This is a genomic window from Mesorhizobium xinjiangense (genome assembly GCF_009749525.1).
In the GTDB taxonomy this organism is placed as follows: Bacteria; Pseudomonadota; Alphaproteobacteria; order Rhizobiales; family Rhizobiaceae; genus Mangrovimarina; species Mangrovimarina xinjiangensis.
The window spans coordinates 179,584-202,675 of sequence record NZ_WOAC01000003.1 but is presented as its reverse complement, the minus strand read 5'-3'; the positions used below and the strand labels follow the sequence as shown (position 1 = coordinate 202,675).

Sequence of the window (23,092 nt, the reverse complement as noted above, 5' to 3'; positions counted from 1 at the left end):
TCCCTCATCAAACAGGAAATGCGCCGCGGCAGCCACGGCGCATTTCGAAGATAGCCATGATTTCGCCGCCTTGGTAGTGGCGACGTCCCAAGAGCGTCAGAAATCGTCGCTCTTTTCCGGCGGCACAAGTCCCTCGATGCCGGCCAGCAGATCTTCCTCGCTCATGCGGTCGAAGGAAACCTGATCGCCTTCTTCAGCGCCCAGCTCAACCACCGGAGCGGCGATCTCGTCTCTTTCGACCTGCTCGGACGCTTCGGCTTCCGGCTCATCGACCTCGACATGCTTTTGCAGCGAGTGGATCAGATCCTCTTTCAGATCGCCGGGCGAAAGCGTCTCGTCGGCGATCTCGCGCAGGGCCACGACCGGGTTCTTGTCGTTGTCCCGGTCGACCGTGATCTGTCCGCCCTGCGAAATCTGGCGAGCACGGTGTCCGGCCAAGAGCACGAGATCGAAACGGTTATCGACCTTGTCGATGCAATCTTCAACAGTTACGCGGGCCATCAAATGCCCCTTTCAGGCTATGATCTTGTGGGAGAATTGAGGCTCCCTTACCCGATCAAGTGCAAAAACTCAAGCATTTCGAACAGGCGTATTTGCCGCGTCCGGCGGCATCCACGGCGCATGCGCCGGTCGCAACAATCAAATTTTCGCGCTTGCGAAGTCGAGCCACTTTAAATGACCCCATGGCGGGTCTATGTCATTTCATGTGAGAGTTCGATCCCCTCACCTACATTGCCCGACCATTTGCTGATCAAAGGCCATTTTAAGATGTTCGACGAACGCGAAAAAATCGCTCTCTTCATCGACGGAGCCAATCTCTACGCAACCTCGCGGGCACTCGGCTTCGACATCGACTACCGAAAGCTTCTCGCCTCTTTCCAAAAGCACGGCTACATGCTGCGCGCCTACTATTATACGGCCCTGGTGGAAGATCAGGAATATTCCTCGATTCGCCCGCTGATCGACTGGCTCGACTACAATGGCTACAAGGTCGTCACCAAGCCAGCCAAGGAATTCACCGACTCATCCGGCCGGCGCAAGATCAAGGGCAATATGGATATAGAGCTCACGATCGACGCGTTGGACCTGTCGAGCTGGGTGGATCATTTCGTCATCTTTTCCGGTGACGGAGACTTCCGCACGCTCGTCGAGGCCCTGCAAAGGCGCGGCCGCAAGGTCAGCATCGTCTCGACCATGCAGTCGCAGCCGCCGATGATCTCGGACGACCTGCGCCGGCAGGCAGACAGTTTCATCGACCTTGCCTCGTTGAAGAACGAAGTCGGCCGCGACTCCTCCGACCGCCCTGCCCGGCGCGCCGAAAGCACAACCGCGAATGAAGACGAATATTGATGACAGCCGTTGCGAGCGGCCCGGCGGAGCCGGCGCGCGACTGCGCGCTCTGCCCGCGCCTGCACGACTTCCTGTCGACCTGGCGCGCGCGCGCGCCCGACTGGCACAATGCGCCGGTTCCCGCCTTTCTGCCGGTGGGCGGCGCGCAAAGCGTCTCGCTTCTCATCGTCGGACTGGCTCCGGGGCTGCGCGGCGCCAATCGCACCGGCCGTCCCTTCACTGGCGATTATGCCGGCGACCTGCTCTATGGCACGCTGGGACGTTTCGGCTTTGCCCGCGGCACATTCGAGGCGCGGCCGGACGACAGTCTCGAACTCGTCGACACCGCGATCGTCAATGCCGTCAGATGCGTTCCGCCTGAAAACAAGCCTGTCGGATCCGAGATCAACAATTGCCGGCGATTCCTGACGGCGACGATGGCCGATTTTCCCAATCTGCGCGCCATCGTGACACTTGGAACGATCGCCCACCAGTCGACCGTTCGCGCGCTCGGTTGCCGGGTGGCGGCGCTGCCCTTCTCGCACGCAGGCGAACAGCAGGCCGGCGCGCTGAGGCTTTTTTCCAGCTACCACTGCTCGCGCTACAACACCAATACCGGACGCCTGACGGAGGAAATGTTCGTCGGCGTGTTCGCCCGGGTGAGGGAGTTTTTGGGGGAGTAAGGGAGTAAGGGAGTAAGGGAGTAAGGGAGTAAGGGAGTAAGGGAGTAAGGGAGTAAGGGAGTAAGGGAGTCGGGCCACTGCGGGGAGTGGTGTCAACCTATTCCCCTATTCCCCTATTCCCCTAAACCTACCCGTGCTGCTTCAACACCCTGGCCTTCTCGCGGTTCCAGTCGCGCTTTCGTTCGGTCTCGCGCTTGTCATGCAGCTTCTTGCCGCGCGCGATCGCCAGGAGCAGCTTGGCCCGGCCGCGATCGTTGAAATAGAGCTTCAACGGCACCATGGTCATGCCCTCGCGCTCCACCGACTGGGCGAGCCTGGCCATTTCACGCTTGTTCAGGAGCAGTTTTCGCCTGCGGCGCGGCTCATGGTTGAAGCGGTTGCCCTGCAGATATTCCGGCACATAGGAATTGATCAGCCAGATCTCGCCGCCCTCGACCGAGGCGTAGGATTCCTGGATGTTGGCCTTGCCCTCGCGCAGCGCCTTGACCTCGGTTCCGGTCAGCACAAGGCCGGCCTCGATCGTGTCGAGCACCTCGTAGGAGTACCGCGCCTTCCTGTTCTCGGCGACGGTCCTGTTATTGCTGGTCTTGGTCTTGTCCTTGGCCATCAATCAATCATGCAGACGGACGTCAGTTCGCCAGCCCCGCATGCTTCAGGGCGGCATCGATCTTCTCGGCGGTGGCTGCCTCAACCGTCATCAATGGCGAGCGCACCACATTCTCGATCCTTCCAAGCCGCGACAACGCATATTTGGCGCCGGAGACGCCGGGCTCGACGAAGATCGCCTTGTGCAGCGGCATCAAGCGGTCCTGCAACTCGATCGCACTCTGCCTGTCGCCATTCAGCGTCGCCTCCTGGAACGCGGCGCACAGGCGCGGCGCGACGTTGGCGGTGACCGAGATCGCCCCCACACCGCCATGGGCGTTGAAACCGAGAGCGGAGGCATCCTCGCCGGAAAGCTGGATGAATTCGGGCCCGCAGTTTATCCGCTGCTCGGACACGCGTTCGACCTTGCCGGTCGCATCCTTGACGCCGACGATGTTCTTGTAGTTATGCGCCAGCCGCCCCATCGTTTCCGGCAACATGTCGATGATCGAACGCGGCGGAATATTGTAGATGAAGATCGGCAACCTGGTGGACTCGGCCACGGCGGCAAAATGCGCATAAAGCCCACGCTGCGTGGGCTTGTTGTAATAGGGCGTGACGACAAGCACCGCATCGGCCCCGACCTCTTCGGCGTGCCTGGCAAGCCCGACGGCTTCGGTCGTGTTGTTGGACCCCGCACCGGCGATAACCGGCGCACGCCCCGCGGCCGCCTCAACGCACAGTTCGACCACGCGGCGATGCTCAGCATGGCTCAGCGTCGGCGATTCTCCCGTCGTGCCCACCGGCACCAGCCCTTTCGTGCCTTCCACGATCTGCCATTCGACGAGCGCCCGGAACGCTTTCTCGTCCAGCTTCCCGTCGCGGCTGAACGGGGTGACGAGAGCGGTCATCGAGCCTTTGAACATGTGAAAGAACTCCCTGCATGGCGGCGGGCGCACAATTGCGCAGCGCTCCATAGCCGATTGCGAAGCCGCGCACCATAGTCTTGCCGCCCGCATGCGGCAAGGCATGGCCCGCCGCGGCATCAACGGCAAAAGACACGATTGAACGAATGGTGCTAAGCTTTCGTTTACCGGCTTTTCACCCAGGTCGACTAGATTGTCCTCCTGTGCTTCAAATGCCGGGTGTGGGACGGAATCCAAAATGCATATATCGCTGCGCGCAGCCAAAAGGACAATGATCGTTTCGACGGCCCTTGCCGCATGCATGTCGTTGCCGGCGTGGAGCGAACCCGTGCTTCCGGCTTCCGGCATTCCCATTCCGCAGGACCGCCCGACGCTGTCGGCCGGTATAGACAACGCAACAACGACCGCCTCCGTCGCCGTTCGGCCCGATCCGCTCCCCGAGCGGGGATTTGAGCGCGGCGGCGACATCACGAGGCTCAAGCAAGGGCTCGACGCCCTGTCTTCGGGCCGTATCGATCAGGCGCGCGCGGTTCGCGACGCCCTGCCCGACAGGGCGCTCGATCATCACATCCTGGCCTGGGCCATCGCCATGGACGGCAGCGACGGCGTTACGAGCGGTGAGATCGCGGCGGCCGCAACCACCCTGCCCGGCTGGCCGGGCATGGCGGCCCTGCGCCGCAACAGCGAAAGGGCGATGTACCGCGAGGAACCGCAACCGCGCGCGGTGGTGCAGGCCTTTGCCGGCTCCACCCCGCAGACCGCGCAAGGGGCAATCCTGCTTGCCCGCTCCCATGTCCGGCTTGGCCAGACAGAGGCGGCGCGCAAGGCGCTTTCGCCCTTCTGGCGGACGACCAAGCTCGACGCCAAGGATGAAGTCGCGATGATCCGGGAATTCGGAAAGCTCATTCCGGCAGCCGATCATCGCTACCGCATGGAACGCATGCTTTACGAGGACCGGGTCCGCTCCGCCGAGCGCGTGGCCGGGCTTGGCGGTGGCGAGGCGCTGGCGAAAGCCTGGGCGGCGGTGACGCGCAACCAGTCCAATGCCGGAAAGCTTCTGGAAGCGGTGCCGCGCAGCCAGCGCACGGCCGGCTACGTCTTCGCCAAGGCGCGGTATTTGCGGCGCAGCGAGCGCTTCACGCAGGCGGCGGAGGTGATGTTGTCGGCCCCGCGCGACGCCAGCGCTCTCATCGACCCCGACGCCTGGTGGGTGGAGCGGCGGGTCCTGTCGCGCGAACTGCTCGACATCGGCAAGCCGGATCTTGCCTACAAGATCGCGGCCGCCCATTCGGCCGAAAGCGCCGCCTACGCCGCCGACGCCGAGTTCCACGCCGGATGGTATGCGCTGCGCGCGCTCAACGACCCGAAGACGGCAAGCCGGCATTTTGCCAAGGTGGCCGATCTGACGTCGGGGCCGGTCTCGCAGGCCCGCGCCTATTACTGGCTCGGCCGGGTGGCCGAGGCCGGCGGGCCCGGCAATGCGAGGGACTATTATCGGCGCGCCGCGGCAAACGACTTCGCCTTTTACGGCCAACTGGCGGCCGCCCGGCTCGGACGCTCCACCATTGCGGCCACCTATCCCGAGCCGTCCGAGGCTGACAGGCGCAATTTCGCATCGCGTGAGGCGGTCGCGGCAATCCACAGGCTCGAGGAGGCCGGATATGCTGGACGGGCCGACATCCTTTACCGGGCGCTCGCCGAACAATTGCCGACATCGGGCGAACTGGCGCTGCTGGCCGTGATGGCCGAGCGGCGCGGCAACCATTTTCTCGCCCTCAGAATAGGCAAGGCGGCCGCCCTGCGCGGCATGGATATCGGCGCGCTTGCCCATCCGGTGGGCGCCATTCCCGGCGCGGCCGGCATATCGGCCAGCGGCAAGGCGCTCGCCTATGCCGTGGCGCGCCAGGAGAGCGAATTCAATGTCGGCGCCGTCTCGCCGGCCGGCGCGCTGGGGCTCCTGCAACTCATGCCGGGCACGGCCAAATCGATGGCCGGCAAGGCGGGGCTTGCCTTCTCGAAGGCGAGGCTGACGACGGACGCCGCCTACAACGCCACGCTCGGCGCGACCTATCTCGGCCAGCAGATCGAGCGCTTCGACGGCTCCTATATCCTCACCTTCATCGGCTACAATGCCGGGCCGCGGCGGGCGGAAGAATGGGTCGAGCGCTATGGCGATCCCCGCGGCAAGAGCGTCGAGGCGGTCGTCGACTGGATCGAGCGCATCCCCTACACCGAGACGCGCAATTATGTGCAGCGGGTGATGGAGAATTATCAGGTCTACAAGATGCGCCTGACCGGCCGCATGGACATCGAAAACGATCTGGTGAAGGGGCGGCGGTGAAGGTGAGACGTCCCGTCCGCTGCCCGGCTGGTTTGACCAAGCCATGACCGATGCCAACCGCACATTCGAGCATTTTTTCTACACGGCCAGGGACGGACTGCGGCTGCATGCCCGTATCTACCGCTCAAACAATCCGGCCGCCCTGCCCGCCATCTGCCTGGCAGGCCTGACGCGCAATGCGCGTGACTTCCACGAACTGGCCCTGCATCTGTCGCAAAAAGTCGAGCCGGCGCGCGACGTCATCGCGTTCGATTATCGCGGCCGGGGCCAATCGGACTATGACGGCAACTGGCGCAATTACGACGTACCGGTCGAGGCGGACGACATACTGGCCGGCCTGACGGCTGCAGGCGTTGCTCATGGCCACTTCATCGGCACGTCGCGCGGCGGCCTGATCATCCATACACTTGCCGGCATCCGTCCCGGCGTCCTGCGTTCGGCGGTGCTCAACGACATCGGTCCGGAAATCGAGGCGGCCGGACTGGCGCAGATTCGGGCCTATCTGGAGCGCGCGCCTGAACCCAAGACAATTGCCGAGGCGGTGGCGATCCAGAAGAAGGCTGTCGGCGACGCGTTTCCCGCCCTGACGGATGAGGATTGGCATCGCATGATGGGCGCGTTTTACGACGAGAAGGACGGCCGTCTCGTCGCCGCCTACGACCCGGCGCTCTTGAAGAGCCTCAATGCGCTCGATCTCAGCCAGCCATTGCCCTCGCTCTGGCCGCAATTCATGGGCCTCGGCGCCATACCGGTCATGGCGATACGGGGCGCCAATTCCAGCCTTCTGTCCGCCGAAACACTGGCGCGAATGCAGAAAGATCATCCAGGCCTGGAAGTGATCACGGTTGAGGGCCAGGGCCACGCACCGCTGCTGGAAACCGCCGGCCTGCCCGAGCGAATCGCAGACTTTCTGGCTCGCGCCGAGCGATAACACGGACCGATCCCGTCCGGCTCTATCGACGTCAGACGCTCCTAGCCCATTCACGCATCGTGCTTGTCCGGCGATGGGCACCGATTCTCGGTTCGATACAGTGCGACAACGAACTAAAATCCAGACAAAAAAGAACCCGGCGGTTTCCCGCCGGGTCCCCTCACAAAGGCCCGTCAGCCTATTAGAAGTAACGAGTGAACCAGAGGAAGCCGTCCCAGGTCTCGTCGTCGGAAAGCGTACCGTCGGCCTGCAAGACATCATCCTGCTGGTACCAGTGACCTTCCAGACGCACCTCGAAATTGGTGACCGGAACCCAGATCACTGCACCTTCGATCCAGTAACCATCGGCGTCACCGCCAAAGGCAGGATCATCGAACGAGTTCATGTACTGCAAACCAAGCTCAGCGCCCCATTCCGGGGTGAACTGTTGGTGGTACGAAGCGGCAATCGACCACTCAGCCAAGCCGGCAAGCGGCATGTCGATCGCATAAGCGTTCGGGTCGGAGGCGTACCAGCCGCCGAAACGCAGCGAGGAGCCCGGTGCATTCGGAACGTTCCACTGCAAGCCGGCGCGCAGACCGTACTCCGAGGCCGATTCGTCAAAGGCGAGACCGCCCCACACGGCGCCCCAGGCCTGGCTCAGGCCGATCGTGCCGACGACGTCAGGCACATAGCCGTCGCTTTCGCCAAAGTTCCTCAATTCAGGAGGCAGAACCGTGTCGCCCAGGTGGTTGTCGTCTTCAAGAACGATCGAGCCGAAGAACCCGTTGCCGCCATTGAAGATGTAACCCAACTGGTGACGCTGCTGGTAGCCGTAGGAGCCACCGTCATCGGTGTGCATGATACCGAAGCGGGCCGGTCCGGGCAGGCCCCACGGCGCTGCAAAGGCCGATTCGGTGTAACCGGCGTAGAAACCGCCGAGTTGCACGATCGCCTGGTCGATGCCGACCGGGCCGTCAACCGTGACGGTGCCGTTGGAGCCCGTAGCCCCGTTGCCCCAGTCGGCCTGGAAGCGCGCGAAACCACGCAGCGTGCCGAGCTCGGTCTCCGAACGTGCATCGACGTTCAACCGAACGCGGGTGCGCTTGTAAAAGCCGTCGATGTCCTCGTTGGCGCCGATGCGGTAACGCACGTAGCCGTCGAACTTCAGGCAGGTCTCAGTGCCCGGGATATAGAAGAAGCCGGTGCCGAAGACGTCGCAAACGCGAACGTATTCGACCGGCTCCGGCTCGGCGATCACGACCGCATCGGCGGCGCGAGCACCGGAAACTGCGACGAGAGCCGCAGCTGAGCCGAGAAGCAGGCTCTTGATGTTCATTTTCTGACCTCCAGTCAAAAGTTTAAAACGGGTCTGGGTTATTTCGCTGAAGGACAGCATTCCCTGCCCATCCCCAATTCATGAAAAAGATGCGCTGCCGCGCCCCTCCTTCGAATGCGACATTACTCGCGGTGTTTGTTGGTTCAACAACGATCAGCGCTTTTGGAGCGCAGGCGCACCTTGATGACGAACCGATGTTGCACAAAAGACACGATTTGCCCGGGCACCCTTCGCTGACGGCATGATTGTTACTTCTTCGTTAACAGGCACGACCGCGAATCCGGGTGTGTTCCGGGCGTGCCCGGCACCGAATTGGCGAATGGCAGCATCAATGATTCTTTCAATGGTGCGTTCACCCAGGTCTGCCGAAGCCTGTCGAATCCGATTCGCTCAGCCCCGCGCCGCCGCGAGCGCCCGGGGAAGCTCCGCCTCGAATATGGCAAGCTCTGCCTCCGGGGCCGTGCTGACACGGATGCAGCGGTCGAGACCCGGCGCCATGGGCTTGCGGATGAAGACGTCGCGCGCCAGCAATTCATGCATGACCTTCATGGCGAAGGCGCCGTCGCCGCCGCAGTCGACGGTGACGAAATTCGTCGCCGAAGGAATCGCCTGCAGGCCGTACGCCGCCGCAATGGCCGAAATGCGCGCCCGCGCTTCGGCAACGCGCCCCACCACCGACTGCAGATAAGCCTGATCGGCCAAGGCGGCGAGCGCGGCCGCCTGGGCCATTCGGTTGACGCCGAAATGATTGCGCACCTTGTCGAAGCTGCGCACCGTTTCTTCCTCACCGATCGCATAACCGCATCTGAGCCCCGCCAGGCCGTAGGCTTTGGAGAAAGTGCGCATGCGCAGGATATTTGGCCGGGCGGTGTCGAGCGGCGGAAGCGCGGCCTCGGGCGCCGTTTCACCATAGGCTTCGTCGAGCACCAGCATGGTCGTCTCAGGCAGACTGTCGGCAAAACGGCTCACGGCTTCAGCGTCCCGCCAGGTCCCCATCGGGTTGTCCGGATTGGACAGATAGACCATCGCGGCTTGTTCCCGGTGCGCCGCCTCGGCGAGCGCGTCGAGATCCTCGCGATCCTCGCGGTAAGGCCGCGTGACGAGCCGGGCGCCGAATCCGGCGACATGGTAGTTGAAGGTGGGATAGGCGCCGAGCGAGGTGACGACATTTGCGCCCGGCGCGGCGAAGAGCCGGACTGCGAGGCCAAGCAGTCCGTCGATGCCTTCGCCAACAACGATGTTGTCCGGCTTCACACCGTGATGGACCGCCAGGGCCCGCCTCAACTCGCGACATTCCGAATCGCAATATTTCCACATTTCGCAGGCCGCCGCGCGCATGGCCTCAATGACCCCCGGCGAGGGACCGAAGCCGCTCTCATTGGCGCCGATGCGCGCCCGAAACGGCTGCCCGCGTTCTTCTTCCTGCACTTCGGGTCCAACAAAGGGCACGGTGGAGGGAAGGCTTGCGGCAAGCGGCGTCAGGGCTGGTCGTGCGGTCATGAATCGGGCTCCGTTGGCAGGCGCCGGATCCTATGCCGGATTCGCGCCTCGGCCAACGGTCGCGGCCGACCCAGAACAGAACGTTCGCCACCGGTTTGCTATCCAGCGCGGTGCGCTGGACCCGAACCAGGCAAGCAACCCTGTCAACTCAGAACGAGCGGCGGAACCAGAGAAAGCCGTCCCAAGTTTCCTCGTCGGCGACGGACCCGTCGGCTTGCAGGACGTCGTCCTGCTGGTACCAATGCCCCTCCAGACGGATGTCGAAATTGGTGACCGGCGCCCAGACCACGGCGGCCTCGACCAGGTAGCCAGTGGCATCGCCACCGAACATCGGGTCGTCAAAGGAGTTCATATACTGAGCACCGAGTTCCGCACCCCATTGCGGGTTGAACTGTTGATGATACGAGGCAGCCAGCGACCACTCGGCAAGTCCGTCAATCGGCATCTCGACCGCGTAGGCGTTTGGATCGCTGGCGTACCAGCCGCCGAAACGGAAGGAAGAGTCCGGTGAGTTCGGCATGTTCCACTGTAGACCGGCACGCAGACCGAATGCAGACGCCGATTCGTCGTAGCCAGCGCCTCCCCACACTGCGCCCCAGGCCTGGTTCAGGCCAATGATGCTGGTGACGTCAGGCACATAGCCGTCGCTTTCGCCAATGTTCCGATCATCGACCGGCAGATCCGTGTCACCAAGGTGGTTGTCATCCTCGAGCGCGATCGAGCCGAAAAACCCGTTGCCGCCGTTGAAGATGTATCCGATCTGATGGCGCTGCTGGTCGGCATACATGCCGGCCTGGTCCGTCTGCAGGATGCCGCCTGCCCCTGCCGGGCCGGGGATGCCCCACGGTTCGCTAAAGACCGAATCGGTGTAGCCGGCGTAGAAGCCGCCGAGTTGAACGACGGCCTGATCAATTCCGACATTTCCATCATTCGTGATGGTGCCGTTCGAGCCGGTGCTGCCATTTCCCCAATCGGCCTGGAAGCGCATGAAGCCACGAAGCATGCCGAGTTCGGTCTCCGAACGCGTGTCGACGTTGAGGCGGACACGGGTGCGCTTGAACCAGCCGTCGACGTCCTCGCTGGCACCGACGCGGTAGCGCACGTAGCCGTCGAAGCGCAGGCAGGTCTCGGTGCCCGGGATGTAGAAGAAGCCTGTGCCGAAGACGTCGCAGACGCGAACGTATTCGACCGGCTCAGGTTCGGCGATGATCACCGCGTCGGCGGCACGGGCACCGGAAACCGCTACGAGCGCGGCGGCAGATCCGAGAAGCAGGCTTTGAATTCGCATATTCAGCTCTCCTACGGGGCGATGACCGAGCACAGGCATCCTCTTGATGCGACCCAGCACCGATTAATCCACGATTGCGAAATTGGTCGCCGCAATCGATGCTTGCTGTCAATGCTGCCCGCGTCCGGGCTGCAGTTGCCATGCCACATTGCAGCCTGCCTGTTGCCGCAGTGCGACAGTTCGGACGGGTTGCGCCTTGCGGGCAAAAAGAAAAGGCCCGGCGCGATGCACCGGGCCCACTGGAGGTCGTATCAGTCGATTCGCTTGGAGCATGTCCCGCTCAAACGGAATCGTTTGAGCGAAAAGTACATGCTCCAGCATATTGATCTGGCACGCATATCTTTGCTTCAAACATTTCCGTTTGAAGCGAACGCGCTAGAACGAACGGCGGAACCAGAGGAAGCCGTCCCAGGTGTCGTCTTCACCCGTCGCGCCATCCTGGTTGTAGTAGTGGCCCTCGAGACGGATGTCGAAATTGGCCACCGGCTGCCAGATCGCCGCGGCTTCAATCTGATAGCCATCGGAGTCGTCGCCGAACGCAGGATCATCGAAGCTCTGCATGTACTGCGCACCAATCTCAGCGCCCCACTGCGGGTTGAACTGATGATGGTACGACGCCGCGAGCGACCACTCGGCCAAGCCGTTGATCGGCATCTCGACCGCATAGGCGTTCGGATCGGAGGCATACCAGCCGCCGAGACGCAGCGAGGAGCCCGGTGCATTCGGAACGTTCCACTGCAGGCCGGCGCGGGCGCCGAACTCGGAAGCCGATTCGTCATAGCCGACGCCGCCCCACACGGCACCCCAGGCCTGGTTCAGGCCGGCCGTGCCGACGACGTCGGGCATGTACCCGTCGCTTTCGCCAATGTTCCTGAATTCAGGAGGCAGAACCGTGTCACCAAGATGGTTGTCATCCTCGAGCGCGATCGAGCCGAAGAACCCGTTGCCGCCATTGAAGATGTAGCCCAACTGGTGACGCTGCTGGTCGGCATACATGCCGCCCTGGTCGGTGTGCAGAATACCGAAGCGTGCCGGTCCGGGCAGACCCCACGGCGCGGCGAAGGCCGATTCGGTGTAACCGGCGTAGAAGCCGCCGAGCTGCACGATCGCCTGGTCGATGCCGACGTCGCCATCATTCGTGATGGTGCCGTTCGAACCGGTGTCGCCATTTCCCCAGTCGGCCTGGAAGCGCATGAAGCCACGCAGCGTGCCGAGCTCGGTCTCCGAACGCGTGTCGACGTTCAGGCGGACACGGGTACGCTTGAACCAGCCATCGGCATCTTCGCTGGCACCGACGCGGTAGCGCACGTAACCATCGAAGCGCAGGCAGGTCTCGGTGCCCGGGATGTAGAAGAAGCCGGTGCCGAAGACGTCGCAGACGCGAACGTACTCGACCGGCTCCGGCTCGGCGATCACGACCGCATCGGCGGCGCGAGCACCCGAGACTGCGACGAGAGCCGCAGCAGAGCCAAGGAGAAGGCTTTTGAGATTCATTAATATTCTCCAGCAGAGTGAACGCCCGAAGACGTTCGATTGCGAAAACCCATATGCCGGCCAGGGAGAGTCCGGAGATCCCTCAGGTGATTGCACCCTGAAATTTGCTTTTGTTCAGACCGGACCATCTGTCACGATCACGCCGCTTAGTCGCCGCATTTGTGTCGGACTGTCAACGTCTGACGTTCCGGTTATGCAGCGGTTCAAGATACATTGAACCATGCCTGTTGCACGAATATCACAATTCGGGCGACGCACCCGGGAGTGACCTGTCACAGCTCATATCGTCACGGCGATCTGGCGCAATGCGGCGATTTCCTGCTGGGTCGCGGCATCGTCGCTGGGCTCCGGACGCGAGGAGAATTTGACCAGCACGACACCGCGGCGCGGATTGATCCAGATCCATTGGCCGTGGATGCCGACCGCCGCGAGGCAGCCGTCCGCATCACCGACACTGTACCAGCACGAGCGGTAGCGTCCGTCGGCAAAGACGTCGGCGAAGTTGCCTGTCGTCCATGCCTTGCGGTCGCCGTTGCTGCGCATGTCGTCGATCCAAGCGGCGGGAATGACCTGCGCGCCGTCCGGACCACGGCCGTTCTCCATGACGAGCTGGCCTAAGCGGGCGAGGTCGCGGGCGGTCACGCATACGCCGCCGGCCGCACGTGCGGTGCCCTCGCGATCGATTGTGACTTCGCCGGCGCCGCGCGCACCCATGGCGCCCCACAATTTTTCGCCGAGATAGGCGTGGTAGCGCCGCCCGGTGGCGCGCTCGACGACAAGGCCAAGCATATCGGTGTTCGGCGATGCATAGTAGAAGCGCTCACCGTGATTTCCCGGCGCCCGCGGCAGACTGGCAAGCACCGCCGCCAGGGTTTCGGGCGTCGTGCCGGCGCGCTCCGGATTCCACAGCATCGCGCGCCGGTAACGGTCGAACGGCCCGTCGCGATTGAGATAGTCCTCCTCGAACTCCAGACTGACCGTCATATCGAGCAGGTCGCGCACGCGCGCCTGCGAATAGGCCGAACCGGGCTCGACCTCGACATATTGCGCGACAGGTGCATCGGGATCGAGCAGTCCCTCGCCATGCGCGATGCCGGCCAGCATGCCGGTGATCGATTTGGAGATGGAAAAGACGACATGAGGCCGCGCGGCGGCGCAATGCGGCGCATGCCATTCCGCCACGATCCGCCCCTCGCGCATTGCAACGAAGGCATCGCCAAAAGACTGTTCAAGATAATCGGCAGCGGGCACCTGTTCGCCACCGGACGACATCACAGCCAGATCGTGGAGACTTGAAGCACCTGGCGAACCGGGCTCCTCGCCCACGGGCTCGGCAAAACGGGCTGACGGAACGAATTCACCGACATTTTGAAACGACCACCGGCTGGAGGGATGCGTGCGCCAATTGGCGAGCGTGATGCTGGTTCGCGGCGGCAGTTCTGTCGTCATGATGTCCCCTTTGCACCGTTTGCGGTTTCGTAGCGCGCGGCGGCCGGCACGGATAGGGCCAGAAAGGGGGAAATGGAACACCTCCGCCGCAGCAGGTCGCGAACAGCCGGGGTTTGCGGCGCTTGAAGAAAGCGCAGACAATACAGTTCGATGGCGTCGCCGCGCCACGGCGCGCCGATGCGCCGGCCGGGAAACAGCCCATCGCCGGCAAGCATTATTTCCACGCCTCCCCGCAACGCGCGAGCATGAAGCAGGAGACCATTTTTCGCGAAAGGCGCGTCATGAGCGAACAAAGCCCCAACCTCGATCTGCCCTATATCATGCCCTCACAGGCCCAAAAGCATGTCACCCACAACGAGGCCATACGCGCGCTCGACGCGCTGGTGCAACTCGCCGTGACGAGCCGCGACCTGCAGGCTCCGCCCGCCGATCCGATCGAGGGTGAACGCTATATCGTGGCTTCTGATCCGACTGGCGGCTGGAGCGACCATGGTGGCGAGATCGCTGCATTTCAGGACGGCGCATGGGCATTTCTTGCGCCGCGCACGGGGTGGCTATGCTACGTCGGCGACGAGGGCCTGGTCGCCGTTTTCGATGGTGCGCAATGGACGGTGCTCGATATGCCGATAGCAGCGCAGGATCTGCAGAACCTCGCGGGCCTGGGCATCAACGCCTCCTCCGACAGCGTCAACCGGCTCGCCGTGTCGGCCGCCGCCACGCTCCTCAACCACGAAGGCGCCGGACATCAGCTCAAGATCAACAAGAACGCCGCCGGCGATACGGCGAGCCTTCTGTTCCAGACGGCGTGGTCCGGCCGTTCCGAGATGGGGCTCGCCGGCAATGACGATTTTTCCATCAAGGTCAGCGCCGACGGCGCGAACTGGTTCACCGGAATTGTCGTGGATGCGGCCAGCGGCCAGGCACATGCGCCGGCCGGGCTTTCGACGGGCGGGCCGTTCGGGCTCGCGATCCACAATGTGGCAGAGCTTCCAGACGCAGCCGCCGCCGGGGCTGGCGCGATGGTCTTCGTTAGCGACGATCTTGGTGGAGCCGTGCCGGCCTTTTCCGACGGCACCGACTGGCGCCGGGTCACGGACCGGGCGGTTGTTTCTGCATAGCGCGCGTTCGCTTCCAACGGCAACGTTTGAAGCAAAGATATGCGCGCCAGACCGATATGCTGGAGCATGTGCCTTTCGCTCAAACGATGCCGTTTGAGCGGGACATGTTCTAGCGTGCCGAATGGCGAGCGATTGCCCGATCAATGACGCCACAAGACGTCGACGGACCTGCCGCCGGTGAAGGCCATGATGGATTGCGCGATCTCCTCGGGCGAGGCTCCCATCGCGCGCAACTGCGCAATGTTGTGCGATCTCATCGCTGCAACGAGCCGCGACGCGATGCGCCTGTCGAGGCCGTGAACGTTGGTCAGGCAAGACACGACACAGGCTTGAAAGCCGAAAGAGGGTACGGAACTGATCATGGTGTGGTCCAGTGGCTCGAACAGCGCGCCGCGAGTGCTGCGAAGGCAACAATCGACGTGCCGTGGCTTCGAGATCGCGCATCGGGCTCGCGCGGTCCGGCCTCACGCCGGCGCGAGCCACACAGGCCGCACGACGTTTGCTGGTGCGCCGCAACGCTCCGGATCGAAATCCTCGATGTCGGGTTCCTTGCGCGCCATGGGCGCCGCGGCGCTTAAATCGGGAGGCCGGCGTCACATTGCAAGACGGTCAGGCCAGGCGTGACGGAATGTCGCAAACCGGCCGTCGAAAAGCAGTCACAAGCGCACTCGACCGGATCGCGATAACAATGAGCGGCATATGCCGGAACGCGCGCAGCAAGCGACTTCAGTCACTCGACGAACTGGCATGAAGCCCCACCGGGCGCGACAACAGGATGACGGTATAGAGCACCCCGAGCACGGCCTCGAAGGAGGGCGAACGCCTGTGCATAGAAGCCCACCGGCGTGATGTCCCCGTTCGCCGGGGGCCAGTCCACATGCGATCCGCTCCAACGGATTCATTCGGTAGCGTTAGCGACTTAGCTAGCGGCGATTCGAGAATCGGCGCCACATAGTTCCCCCAACTTTGTTGCGGCTTGGAACCCTAATGACAAGAACAGACTCGAACATGGCATGGAGAAAAAGAGGGAAATCGGCGGGAATTGGCGTTCCAGGATTTGTTCCGAAGTGGCGGAGAGGAAGGGATTCGAACCCTCGAGGCCCTTTTGGAGCCTACTCCCTTAGCAGGGGAGCGCCTTCGACCACTCGGCCACCTCTCCGGCGGGTGTGGATAGACCGGAACGCTTGGACGCACAAGGGTTCTTGCGGAAAATTCCACCATTTCGATCCGGCGGTTGCATGCGGTCATTCGCCGAACGAGGCCTTGATCAAAAGAGCCCCGCAACCTCTTGGCCACGGGGCAGTCGACCAACAGAGGAGACTTCAGGCCCACCGCGTCCCGCATTCTACCTGATTCGTCTTTGCCGCGCGCCGGAATGATCACTTGGCACTCTGGGAATGGAAAAGGCGCAGCACCGCATCGTGCGCCCGTCGACGTCTCCCAACAATGCAAATGCCGCCTTGAATTAATTGAACGTTCGTTTTATTCCTATGCGGAAGGGAGCAGCGCATGGCCCGCACGGTAGGCTCACATGGCGAAAAGACGGAAGCGGCGATCCGCGAGGCGGCCGTCGACCTCATCGCGCGCTATGGCTACGAGGCCGTCTCCATGCGTCAGCTCGCAACCGAGGTTGGCGTACAGGCAGCCGCCCTCTACCGCTACTTCCCGACCAAGGAAGAGCTGTTGTTCACGCTGATGCGCGAGCACATGGAACAGCTCATCGACTCCTGGCAATCCGTCGCGCAGCCCGCCGCACCGGCGAAAGTGTGCCTGGCCGCTTTCGTGCGCAATCACATCCGCTTCCACATCGAGCGCCGTCGTTCCACCCACGTGTCGAATATGGAGCTCAGAAGCCTTTCGCCGGACAGGCTGACGGCGATCCTGCGGCTGCGCACGGCCTATGAGAAGGAGTTGCGCCAGATTCTGCGTGAGGGAGCGGCTGCCGGCGCCTTCGCCGTCGAGGACGCGGCGCTGACGGCGATGGCAATCATTCAGATGATCACCGGCGTCATCGTCTGGTTCAGGCCCGACGAAAGGCTTTCCGTCGACGAAGTCGCCGATAAATACCATGTCATGACAATGCGCCTCGTTGGAGCGCGAGAGCATGCGGAGGACAACGATGTACACGCATTCGATGAGTTTCGGGCTGGGTGAGGAGATCGAGGCGCTGCGCGACATGGTGCACCGCTTCGCGCAGGAAAACATCGCCCCGATCGCAGCCAAAATCGACGCAAACAACGATTTTCCCGCCCATCTGTGGCGCGAGATGGGTGCGCTCGGTCTTCTCGGCATCACCGCAGAGCCGGACTATGGCGGCTCGGGCATGAACTATCTGGCGCATGTGGTGGCAGTGGAGGAGATTTCGCGCGCCTCCGCCTCGGTCGGCCTGTCCTACGGCGCCCACTCCAATCTCTGCGTCAACCAGATCAGCCGTTGGGGCACGGCCGAGCAGAAGCAGAAATATCTGCCCGGCCTGTGCGCGGGCGAGCATGTAGGCGCGCTCGCCATGTCGGAATCGGGCGCCGGCTCGGACGTCGTCTCCATGCGGCTGAGGGCCGAGAAGAAGAACGACCGCTATGTGCTCAACGGTTCGAAGATGTGGATCACCAACGGGCCGGACGCCGACACGATGGTCGTCTACGCAAAAACCGATCCCGAGCAGCAATCGCGCGGCATCACGGCGATGATCGTCGAAAAGACGATGAAGGGCTTTTCGGTCGCCCAGAAGCTCGACAAGCTCGGCATGCGCGGCTCCAACACCGGAGAACTCGTCTTCGAGGATGTCGAGGTGCCGTTCGACAACGTGCTGCACGAGGAAGGGCGCGGGGTCGAGGTGCTGATGTCCGGACTCGACTATGAGCGCGTGGTGCTGGCCGGCGGACCGCTCGGCCTGATGGCGGCCTGCCTCGACGTCGCCGTTCCCTACGTGCATGAGCGCAAGCAGTTCGACCGGCCGATCGGCGAGTTCCAGCTTGTCCAGGGCAAGCTTGCCGACATGTATGCCACGACGAACGCGGCGCGCGCCTACGTCTATGCCGTGGCGGCGGCCTGCGACCGCGACGAGACGGCGCGCAAGGATGCAGCCGGCTGCGTGCTCTTTGCGGCGGAGAAGGCCACCCAATGCGCCCTCGACGCGCTGCAGCTTCTGGGCGGCAACGGCTATGTCAACGAATATCCGACCGGGCGGCTGTTGCGCGACGCCAAGCTCTACGAGATCGGCGCGGGGACGAGCGAGATCCGGCGCTGGCTGATCGGCCGCGAGATCATGGCTGAAGGATGAGGGCTGACAAAGTCGTAGCAGAGTGACATAAAATAGAAGATGTGGCATGTTGTGACTTCATGGCAACGGCCGCGGAGACTGGATCATGCCCGTCGGGGAGAAAGAGGGGTTCGGCGAGAACCCGCAGAGCGAATTCAGCGCCGACCTGCGCGAAGAGATGCTGAAGGAAACGCCGCAATTCGAGCGCGTGAAGCTCGGCGAGGGCGGCCGTTTCGTCATCCCTGCCTCGATGCGTGAAAAAATGGGCGTCAAGCCCGGCGACACCCTGATTGCGCATGTCGAAGACGGCGAATTGCACGTCCTTTCCTACGAGGAAAACCTCCGCCGCATTCAAGAAGACGTATCGAGCTACAAGAAGCCGGGCGAAAGCGTCGTCGACGAATTCCTGGCAGAACGCAGAGCCATGTGGGGAGAGGAATGATCGTCCTCGACAGCTCGGTCGTCCTTGCCTTTCTTTTCAAGGAAGCGGGCGCCGAAAAGGCGCGAGAATATTTCAGGGACGCGTTCGTTTCATCCGTCAACGTCACTGAGATCGTCGCCAAGCAGATCGACAAGGGCCTCTCGCCCGAGATGGCCGCGCTGCGATGCGATGGTCTCAGCCTCGGCGTCAAGGCATTCGACCTTGAGCTTGCCCGCCTGGCCGGCAAACTTCGCGCGGGAACGAGACACAAGGGCCTCTCGCTCGGGGACCGCGCCTGCCTGGCGCTGGCGATCCGCGAGAACGCCACCGCCTTGACCGCCGACCGCAAATGGGCCGACCTGAATGTCGGCTGCAAGATCGAACTCATCCGCTAGGGAACCCCCATGCCCGTCATCCAATCGCAGATCTCCCCCTCCTCCGAGACCTTCCGGTCCAACGCCGGAACGATGCGCGGGCTGGTCGACGACCTTGCCACCAAGGCGGCCGAGATCCAGCGCGGCGGGTCTGAGGAGGCGCGCGAACGTCATGTCACGCGCGGCAAGCTGCTGCCGCGCCAACGGCTCGCCCAGCTTCTGGATACCGGCTCGCCCTTTCTCGAGATCGGCCAGTTCGCCGCCTGGGAAATGTATTCCGGCGATATCGCGTCCGCCGGGATGATCGCAGGCATCGGCCGCGTGGAGGGCCGCGAGGTGATGGTGGTCGTCAACGACGCCACGGTGAAGGGCGGCACCTACTATCCTTTGACGGTCAAGAAACACCTGCGCGCCCAGGAAATTGCGATGCAGAACAACCTGCCCTGCATCTATCTGGTCGATTCAGGCGGCGCCAACCTCCCCAACCAGGACGAGGTCTTTCCCGACCGCGATCATTTCGGCCGCATCTTCTACAACCAGGCCAATATGAGTGCGGCCGGCATTCCGCAGATCGCCTGCGTCATGGGCTCGTGCACGGCGGGCGGCGCCTATGTGCCGGCGATGAGCGACGAGACGATCATGGTGAAGAACCAGGCGACGATCTTCCTCGGCGGCCCGCCGCTGGTGAAGGCGGCGACCGGTGAGGAGGTTTCGGCGGAAGATCTCGGCGGCGCCGAAGTGCACACGCGTCAATCGGGCGTGGCCGATCACTACGCGGTCGACGACGAGCATGCGCTGGCCACCGTGCGCCGCATCGTGAAGAACCTGAACCGGACGAAGAATGTAAGCCTGGACATACAGCCAGCCATCCCTCCCCTGCTGCCGTCAGAAGAAATCCACGGCATCGTGCCTCAAGACACGCGCCAGCCCTATGACGTGCGCGAGGTGATCGCGCGCATCATCGACGGCTCCGAGCTCGACGAGTTCAAGACCAATTACGGCACCACGCTGGTCACCGGCTTTGCCCGGCTGTGCGGCATGCCGGTCGGCATCATCGCCAACAACGGAGTGCTTTTCTCCGAAAGCGCACAAAAGGGCGCGCATTTCATCGAACTGTGCTGCCAGCGCAATATCCCGCTCGTCTTTCTGCAGAACATCACCGGCTTCATGGTGGGGCGCAAATACGAGGCGGGCGGCATCGCCAAGGACGGCGCCAAGCTGGTGACGGCGGTCGCCACGGCGCGCGTGCCGAAATTCACCGTCATCATCGGCGGCTCCTTCGGAGCGGGCAATTACGGCATGTGCGGGCGTGCCTATTCGCCGCGCTTTTTATGGATGTGGCCGAATGCGCGCATTTCGGTGATGGGCGGCGAGCAGGCGGCGACGGTGCTGGCGCTGGTCAAGCGCGAAGGCATCGAGCGCAAGGGCGGCACCTGGTCGGAAAAGGAAGAAGCCGAATTCCGCGCGCCGATCCTGGAAAAATACGAACGTGAGGGTCACCCGCTCTATTCTTCCGCAAGGCTGTGGGACGATGGCATCATCGATCCGGCGAAGACCCGCGAGGTGCTGGCGCTGTCGCTGTCGGCGGCACTCAATGCGCCCATCGAAGAAACGAAGTTCGGCGTGTTCAGGATGTGAGTGCATTGCGGCAACGCGCTGGATGACCTCAGGCGTCCTATGCTTCGATGATCGACCTTTGGAGCAACCATGGCAAGACACCGGATCTATACGACGAGTTTCGCGAGCGTCTATCCGCACTATGTTGCAAAGGCGCAGAAGAAGGGACGCACCCAGGCGGAAGTCGATCAGATCATCTTCTGGTTGACCGGTTACGGCCCCGGGGCTCTCAAAGCCATCCTTGAATCAAGTACTGACTTCGAGACGTTTTTTGGCAACGCCCCGAACCTCAATCCATCGCGGGCCTTGATCAAAGGCGTGGTCTGCGGCGTCCGTGTCGAGGAAATAGAAGAGCCGGTCATGCGGGAAATCCGCTACCTGGACAAGCTGATCGACGAGTTGGCGCGGGGAAAGGCGATGGACAAGATCCTGCGCGCGCAATGATCCGCCCTCTCGCTTCGGCCTCCCCCCAGTGGGCAGAAAGATGAGGCGCCCGCCTCAGCCCCGATATTGCGGCTCGTAATAGAGGATGACGGCGCCGGTTTTGAGCGGCGTGGTCTTCGTCAGCTTCATGTTCAGCGTGCCTTCGGACGGCTTGAACAGCGGGTTTCCCCGGCCCAGCACAACCGGCGCGAGGCAAAGGCGGTATTCGTCGACCAGCCCGTGCCTGAGCAGGCTCGCCACCAGATCAGCGCTGCCGAAGACATAGATGTCCTTGCCCGGTTCATCCTTGAGCTTTTTGACTGCGCCCGGCAGTTCGCCTTCGAGCAGACGGCTGTTGTTCCAACTCACCTTTCCAAGCGATCGCGAGGCCACGACCTTTTCCACGCCATTCATGAAATCGGCAATCGGCCCGGTCTCCTTCAACCAGTAGGCTGCCATCCCTTCATAGGTCGCCCGGCCGAAGAGCAGCGTGCCGATCTCCTCGGCCTGGCTGAGGCTGAAGGCTTCGAGCTCGTCGCCCCAAGCCGTCATGTGGAAATCGAGCTCCCAGCTCTTGGCTCCCTCGAAGAAGCCGTCGAGCGACATCAGATTCCAGGCAACGATCTTGCGCATGCCGATCTCCTCTCCGGTTGCCTTTTACGCCGGCTTTACATCTCATAACTGATTGCAGATTGCAATCGGTTTTTCGAGATTTTGTCCGTTGCCGCTACTGAGCCTCCCTGCGACGCTGGGCGCGCCGATTTCCGCAACCGCCGCCGGCATGCTAAGCCGACCGTGCCGACATCAGGGAGGACACCCATGCAATACGCAATTCTGGCCTACCACGCCGAAAGTGTGGTCGATTCCTGGAGCGAGGAGGAGGACGCCGCGCTGATGGACGAGTTGCTCGAGATCAATGACCGGCTCATCGCCGAGAAGCATCTCGGCCCGGCCGCGCGGCTCGGGCCGACCGGGCAAGCCAAGACGCTGCGCGGCGCCGGCGACGGCATGGTCATCGACGGTCCCTTCGCCGAGACGAAGGAACAATTGCTCGGCTTGTATGTCGTCGATTTCCCGACCATCGACGGCGCGATCGAGGCGGCACGCGAAATGCGCCGCGCCAACCCGACCGCCGTCTACGAGATCCGCCCGATCATGCTCTATCTGCCCGGCGCGCAGATCGGCGGTGGGGAGGAGAACTAACGGGGCGTTCTTCGCGACGAAACTGCAACCGAAGCTCGGGCATACTCCTCACACACGCCGTTCAAGGCGGTCAAAGTGATGATGGCGCCCGGCGGATTGAGGTTCTGAGACGAGGAACTCGGGTATGATTTTGAAGCGATCCGATAGATCCCTTGAATCCTGGATCGAGGAATTCGTGCGCAGGCTCCAGCAACAGGCCGCTGCCGATCGCGCAGATAACGTCACCGGGTACAACAGGCTGCACAAACAGGTGGTAGCGGCGCTCAATGTGATCAAGGAGGCCGGGCCGCGTGGGCGCAAGCAATTATCTGGAAAAGCACTTCGGCATCACCAGCCACGATCGCAACGACCTGATCGAGCCACTGAAAGCCTATGGCATAGATCTGCCGCGGCGACCGGAACGACCCTGGTATTGATCCGCCCTGACGGAAAGCCCGTTTGACTGACATAGGGTCGAAGTTGCGGTACGAAGATCACACAAGATGGCAATAGCCATGCGACGCTGCGCAGGACAACGCAAGTTGGATAGAAGATGTGCGAGAAATCAAGGTTCGCAGAAATCCGCCGTGTTTTCCTGGCCGAGTGGGACCCCATCGGGATCAGCGGGGAGAGAGCGGTAGAAGACGAATACGATGCCTATGCCCGGACGATCGAAACCTTGCTGGCCAACCGCTCCCCAGCCTCGAAGATCGCGGACTATCTGGTCAAGATAGAGGCGGGGTCGATGGGGCTGGTTGCGGGTCACGGCAGAGCCGAGTGCGCCGCCGAAAGTCTTTGGTCGATGGGGCGCAATAGCCGGTAATCACAAGCAAACCACGCATCACGAACAACCA

The 23,092-nt window shown here is 62.7% G+C and carries 25 protein-coding genes and 1 tRNA gene; 14 read left to right on the top strand and 12 right to left on the bottom strand.

The window, feature by feature from the left end; translation table 11 throughout:
- Positions 1-96: 96 nt before the first annotated feature.
- On the bottom strand, positions 97-501 hold the full coding sequence (gene rpoZ, locus GM909_RS05205) for a DNA-directed RNA polymerase subunit omega (RefSeq protein WP_157015149.1): 405 nt from the start codon (positions 499-501) through the stop codon (positions 97-99).
- 267 nt (positions 502-768) lie between these two features.
- Here rpoZ and GM909_RS05200 point away from each other — a divergent pair, with 267 nt between their 5' ends.
- Complete coding sequence (locus GM909_RS05200) at positions 769-1,350, top strand: LabA-like NYN domain-containing protein (RefSeq protein WP_157015148.1); 582 nt, start codon at positions 769-771, stop codon at positions 1,348-1,350.
- The gene (locus tag GM909_RS05195; protein WP_157015147.1) at positions 1,350-2,012 is read left to right on the top strand and encodes a uracil-DNA glycosylase; all 663 of its coding nucleotides are present in this window, start codon (positions 1,350-1,352) and stop codon (positions 2,010-2,012) included. Before GM909_RS05200 ends, GM909_RS05195 begins: the two co-directional genes overlap by 1 nt.
- Before the next feature lie 127 nt (positions 2,013-2,139).
- Here the strand turns inward: GM909_RS05195 and smpB are convergent, their stop codons facing one another.
- Together smpB and dapA are read right to left on the bottom strand one after the other, a co-directional pair.
- Positions 2,140-2,619, bottom strand: coding sequence for an SsrA-binding protein SmpB (smpB, locus tag GM909_RS05190; protein WP_157015146.1), 480 nt, complete (start codon positions 2,617-2,619; stop codon positions 2,140-2,142).
- Between the two features lie 22 nt (positions 2,620-2,641).
- Positions 2,642-3,523 (bottom strand): 4-hydroxy-tetrahydrodipicolinate synthase, encoded by an 882-nt coding sequence (gene dapA / locus GM909_RS05185; protein WP_157015145.1) that lies wholly within the window; start codon positions 3,521-3,523, stop codon positions 2,642-2,644.
- 301 nt (positions 3,524-3,824) lie between these two features.
- On the opposite strand from dapA, the gene GM909_RS05180 reads away from it, so the two are divergent.
- Together GM909_RS05180 and GM909_RS05175 are read left to right on the top strand one after the other, a co-directional pair.
- Positions 3,825-5,864 (top strand): lytic transglycosylase domain-containing protein, encoded by a 2,040-nt coding sequence (locus GM909_RS05180; RefSeq protein ID WP_157015256.1) that lies wholly within the window; start codon positions 3,825-3,827, stop codon positions 5,862-5,864.
- 43 nt (positions 5,865-5,907) lie between these two features.
- A complete protein-coding gene (locus tag GM909_RS05175) occupies positions 5,908-6,795 on the top strand; it encodes an alpha/beta fold hydrolase (RefSeq protein ID WP_157015144.1) in 888 nt (295 codons plus the stop codon).
- 181 nt (positions 6,796-6,976) lie between these two features.
- Here the strand turns inward: GM909_RS05175 and GM909_RS05170 are convergent, their stop codons facing one another.
- The 6 genes from GM909_RS05170 to GM909_RS05145 form a co-directional block, all read right to left on the bottom strand.
- Positions 6,977-8,113, bottom strand: coding sequence for a porin (locus GM909_RS05170; RefSeq protein ID WP_407941251.1), 1,137 nt, complete (start codon positions 8,111-8,113; stop codon positions 6,977-6,979).
- Positions 8,114-8,503: 390 nt separating this feature from the next.
- Positions 8,504-9,613, bottom strand: a complete 1,110-nt coding sequence (locus GM909_RS05165; protein WP_157015142.1) for a pyridoxal phosphate-dependent aminotransferase — start codon at positions 9,611-9,613, stop codon at positions 8,504-8,506.
- A 148-nt stretch (positions 9,614-9,761) separates the two neighbouring features.
- Entirely contained in the window at positions 9,762-10,961 is a 1,200-nt protein-coding gene (locus tag GM909_RS05160; protein WP_157015141.1) for a porin, read from the bottom strand.
- A 315-nt stretch (positions 10,962-11,276) separates the two neighbouring features.
- Positions 11,277-12,317, bottom strand: a complete 1,041-nt coding sequence (locus GM909_RS05155; RefSeq protein ID WP_198174132.1) for a porin — start codon at positions 12,315-12,317, stop codon at positions 11,277-11,279.
- A 357-nt stretch (positions 12,318-12,674) separates the two neighbouring features.
- Positions 12,675-13,844, bottom strand: coding sequence for a serine hydrolase domain-containing protein (locus GM909_RS05150; protein ID WP_157015139.1), 1,170 nt, complete (start codon positions 13,842-13,844; stop codon positions 12,675-12,677).
- A complete protein-coding gene (locus GM909_RS05145; RefSeq protein ID WP_157015138.1) occupies positions 13,841-14,059 on the bottom strand; it encodes a hypothetical protein in 219 nt (72 codons plus the stop codon). Before GM909_RS05145 ends, GM909_RS05150 begins: the two co-directional genes overlap by 4 nt.
- 66 nt (positions 14,060-14,125) lie before the next feature.
- On the opposite strand from GM909_RS05145, the gene GM909_RS05140 reads away from it, so the two are divergent.
- Positions 14,126-14,962 carry a DUF2793 domain-containing protein gene (locus GM909_RS05140; RefSeq protein WP_157015137.1) on the top strand — a complete coding sequence of 279 codons (837 nt, stop codon included), beginning with the start codon at positions 14,126-14,128 and terminating at the stop codon, positions 14,960-14,962.
- 140 nt (positions 14,963-15,102) lie between these two features.
- Here GM909_RS05140 and GM909_RS05135 read toward each other — a convergent pair whose 3' ends face one another.
- Together GM909_RS05135 and GM909_RS05125 are read right to left on the bottom strand one after the other, a co-directional pair.
- On the bottom strand, positions 15,103-15,324 hold the full coding sequence (locus GM909_RS05135) for a hypothetical protein (protein ID WP_157015136.1): 222 nt from the start codon (positions 15,322-15,324) through the stop codon (positions 15,103-15,105).
- A 706-nt stretch (positions 15,325-16,030) separates the two neighbouring features.
- Positions 16,031-16,121 (bottom strand) — tRNA-Ser (locus tag GM909_RS05125).
- 350 nt (positions 16,122-16,471) lie between these two features.
- Here GM909_RS05125 and GM909_RS05120 point away from each other — a divergent pair.
- From GM909_RS05120 to GM909_RS05095, 6 genes are all read left to right on the top strand, one after another.
- Positions 16,472-17,116, top strand: a complete 645-nt coding sequence (locus GM909_RS05120; RefSeq protein ID WP_157015135.1) for a TetR/AcrR family transcriptional regulator — start codon at positions 16,472-16,474, stop codon at positions 17,114-17,116.
- Positions 17,082-18,242, top strand: a complete 1,161-nt coding sequence (locus tag GM909_RS05115) for an isovaleryl-CoA dehydrogenase (protein ID WP_157015134.1) — start codon at positions 17,082-17,084, stop codon at positions 18,240-18,242. The genes GM909_RS05120 and GM909_RS05115 overlap by 35 nt, the downstream gene beginning before the upstream one ends.
- A gap of 85 nt (positions 18,243-18,327) precedes the next feature.
- Positions 18,328-18,663 carry an AbrB/MazE/SpoVT family DNA-binding domain-containing protein gene (locus GM909_RS05110; protein ID WP_157015133.1) on the top strand — a complete coding sequence of 112 codons (336 nt, stop codon included), beginning with the start codon at positions 18,328-18,330 and terminating at the stop codon, positions 18,661-18,663.
- Positions 18,660-19,037, top strand: coding sequence for a type II toxin-antitoxin system VapC family toxin (locus GM909_RS05105; protein ID WP_157015132.1), 378 nt, complete (start codon positions 18,660-18,662; stop codon positions 19,035-19,037). The genes GM909_RS05110 and GM909_RS05105 overlap by 4 nt, the downstream gene beginning before the upstream one ends.
- A 9-nt stretch (positions 19,038-19,046) precedes the next feature.
- Positions 19,047-20,654, top strand: a complete 1,608-nt coding sequence (locus GM909_RS05100; protein WP_157015131.1) for a carboxyl transferase domain-containing protein — start codon at positions 19,047-19,049, stop codon at positions 20,652-20,654.
- Positions 20,655-20,723: 69 nt separating this feature from the next.
- Positions 20,724-21,077: a DUF2200 domain-containing protein gene (locus GM909_RS05095; protein WP_157015130.1), complete on the top strand. Its 354-nt coding sequence runs from the start codon at positions 20,724-20,726 to the stop codon at positions 21,075-21,077.
- Positions 21,078-21,131: 54 nt separating this feature from the next.
- Here the strand turns inward: GM909_RS05095 and GM909_RS05090 are convergent, their stop codons facing one another.
- Positions 21,132-21,689 (bottom strand): dihydrofolate reductase family protein, encoded by a 558-nt coding sequence (locus tag GM909_RS05090; protein ID WP_157015129.1) that lies wholly within the window; start codon positions 21,687-21,689, stop codon positions 21,132-21,134.
- A gap of 186 nt (positions 21,690-21,875) precedes the next feature.
- On the opposite strand from GM909_RS05090, the gene GM909_RS05085 reads away from it, so the two are divergent.
- The 3 genes from GM909_RS05085 (at position 21,876) to GM909_RS05080 (ending at position 23,061) form a co-directional block, all read left to right on the top strand.
- Complete coding sequence (locus GM909_RS05085) at positions 21,876-22,259, top strand: YciI family protein (protein WP_157015128.1); 384 nt, start codon at positions 21,876-21,878, stop codon at positions 22,257-22,259.
- 290 nt (positions 22,260-22,549) lie between these two features.
- A complete protein-coding gene (locus tag GM909_RS26260; RefSeq protein WP_268890741.1) occupies positions 22,550-22,675 on the top strand; it encodes a hypothetical protein in 126 nt (41 codons plus the stop codon).
- 116 nt (positions 22,676-22,791) lie between these two features.
- Entirely contained in the window at positions 22,792-23,061 is a 270-nt protein-coding gene (locus GM909_RS05080; protein WP_157015127.1) for a hypothetical protein, read from the top strand.
- Positions 23,062-23,092 lie beyond the last annotated feature (31 nt).

Bases quoted from the DNA above. Each gene is read 5' to 3' on its own strand.
- GM909_RS05150 (WP_157015139.1), bottom strand. From the start codon at position 13,844: ATGACGACAGAACTGCCGCCGCGAACCAGCATCACGCTCGCCAATTGG.
- GM909_RS05120 (WP_157015135.1), top strand. From the start codon at position 16,472: ATGGCCCGCACGGTAGGCTCACATGGCGAAAAGACGGAAGCGGCGATC.
- GM909_RS05180 (WP_157015256.1), top strand. From the start codon at position 3,825: ATGTCGTTGCCGGCGTGGAGCGAACCCGTGCTTCCGGCTTCCGGCATT.
- GM909_RS05115 (WP_157015134.1), top strand. From the start codon at position 17,082: ATGTACACGCATTCGATGAGTTTCGGGCTGGGTGAGGAGATCGAGGCG.
- GM909_RS05140 (WP_157015137.1), top strand. From the start codon at position 14,126: ATGAGCGAACAAAGCCCCAACCTCGATCTGCCCTATATCATGCCCTCA.
- smpB (WP_157015146.1), bottom strand. From the start codon at position 2,619: ATGGCCAAGGACAAGACCAAGACCAGCAATAACAGGACCGTCGCCGAG.
- GM909_RS05095 (WP_157015130.1), top strand. From the start codon at position 20,724: ATGGCAAGACACCGGATCTATACGACGAGTTTCGCGAGCGTCTATCCG.
- GM909_RS05145 (WP_157015138.1), bottom strand. From the start codon at position 14,059: ATGCTTGCCGGCGATGGGCTGTTTCCCGGCCGGCGCATCGGCGCGCCG.
- dapA (WP_157015145.1), bottom strand. From the start codon at position 3,523: ATGTTCAAAGGCTCGATGACCGCTCTCGTCACCCCGTTCAGCCGCGAC.
- GM909_RS05100 (WP_157015131.1), top strand. From the start codon at position 19,047: ATGCCCGTCATCCAATCGCAGATCTCCCCCTCCTCCGAGACCTTCCGG.
- GM909_RS05135 (WP_157015136.1), bottom strand. From the start codon at position 15,324: ATGATCAGTTCCGTACCCTCTTTCGGCTTTCAAGCCTGTGTCGTGTCT.
- GM909_RS05175 (WP_157015144.1), top strand. From the start codon at position 5,908: ATGACCGATGCCAACCGCACATTCGAGCATTTTTTCTACACGGCCAGG.
- GM909_RS05195 (WP_157015147.1), top strand. From the start codon at position 1,350: ATGACAGCCGTTGCGAGCGGCCCGGCGGAGCCGGCGCGCGACTGCGCG.
- GM909_RS05165 (WP_157015142.1), bottom strand. From the start codon at position 9,613: ATGACCGCACGACCAGCCCTGACGCCGCTTGCCGCAAGCCTTCCCTCC.
- GM909_RS05080 (WP_157015127.1), top strand. From the start codon at position 22,792: ATGTGCGAGAAATCAAGGTTCGCAGAAATCCGCCGTGTTTTCCTGGCC.
- GM909_RS05110 (WP_157015133.1), top strand. From the start codon at position 18,328: ATGCCCGTCGGGGAGAAAGAGGGGTTCGGCGAGAACCCGCAGAGCGAA.
- GM909_RS05105 (WP_157015132.1), top strand. From the start codon at position 18,660: ATGATCGTCCTCGACAGCTCGGTCGTCCTTGCCTTTCTTTTCAAGGAA.
- rpoZ (WP_157015149.1), bottom strand. From the start codon at position 501: ATGGCCCGCGTAACTGTTGAAGATTGCATCGACAAGGTCGATAACCGT.
- GM909_RS05090 (WP_157015129.1), bottom strand. From the start codon at position 21,689: ATGCGCAAGATCGTTGCCTGGAATCTGATGTCGCTCGACGGCTTCTTC.
- GM909_RS05085 (WP_157015128.1), top strand. From the start codon at position 21,876: ATGCAATACGCAATTCTGGCCTACCACGCCGAAAGTGTGGTCGATTCC.
- GM909_RS05170 (WP_407941251.1), bottom strand. From the start codon at position 8,113: ATGAACATCAAGAGCCTGCTTCTCGGCTCAGCTGCGGCTCTCGTCGCA.
- GM909_RS05200 (WP_157015148.1), top strand. From the start codon at position 769: ATGTTCGACGAACGCGAAAAAATCGCTCTCTTCATCGACGGAGCCAAT.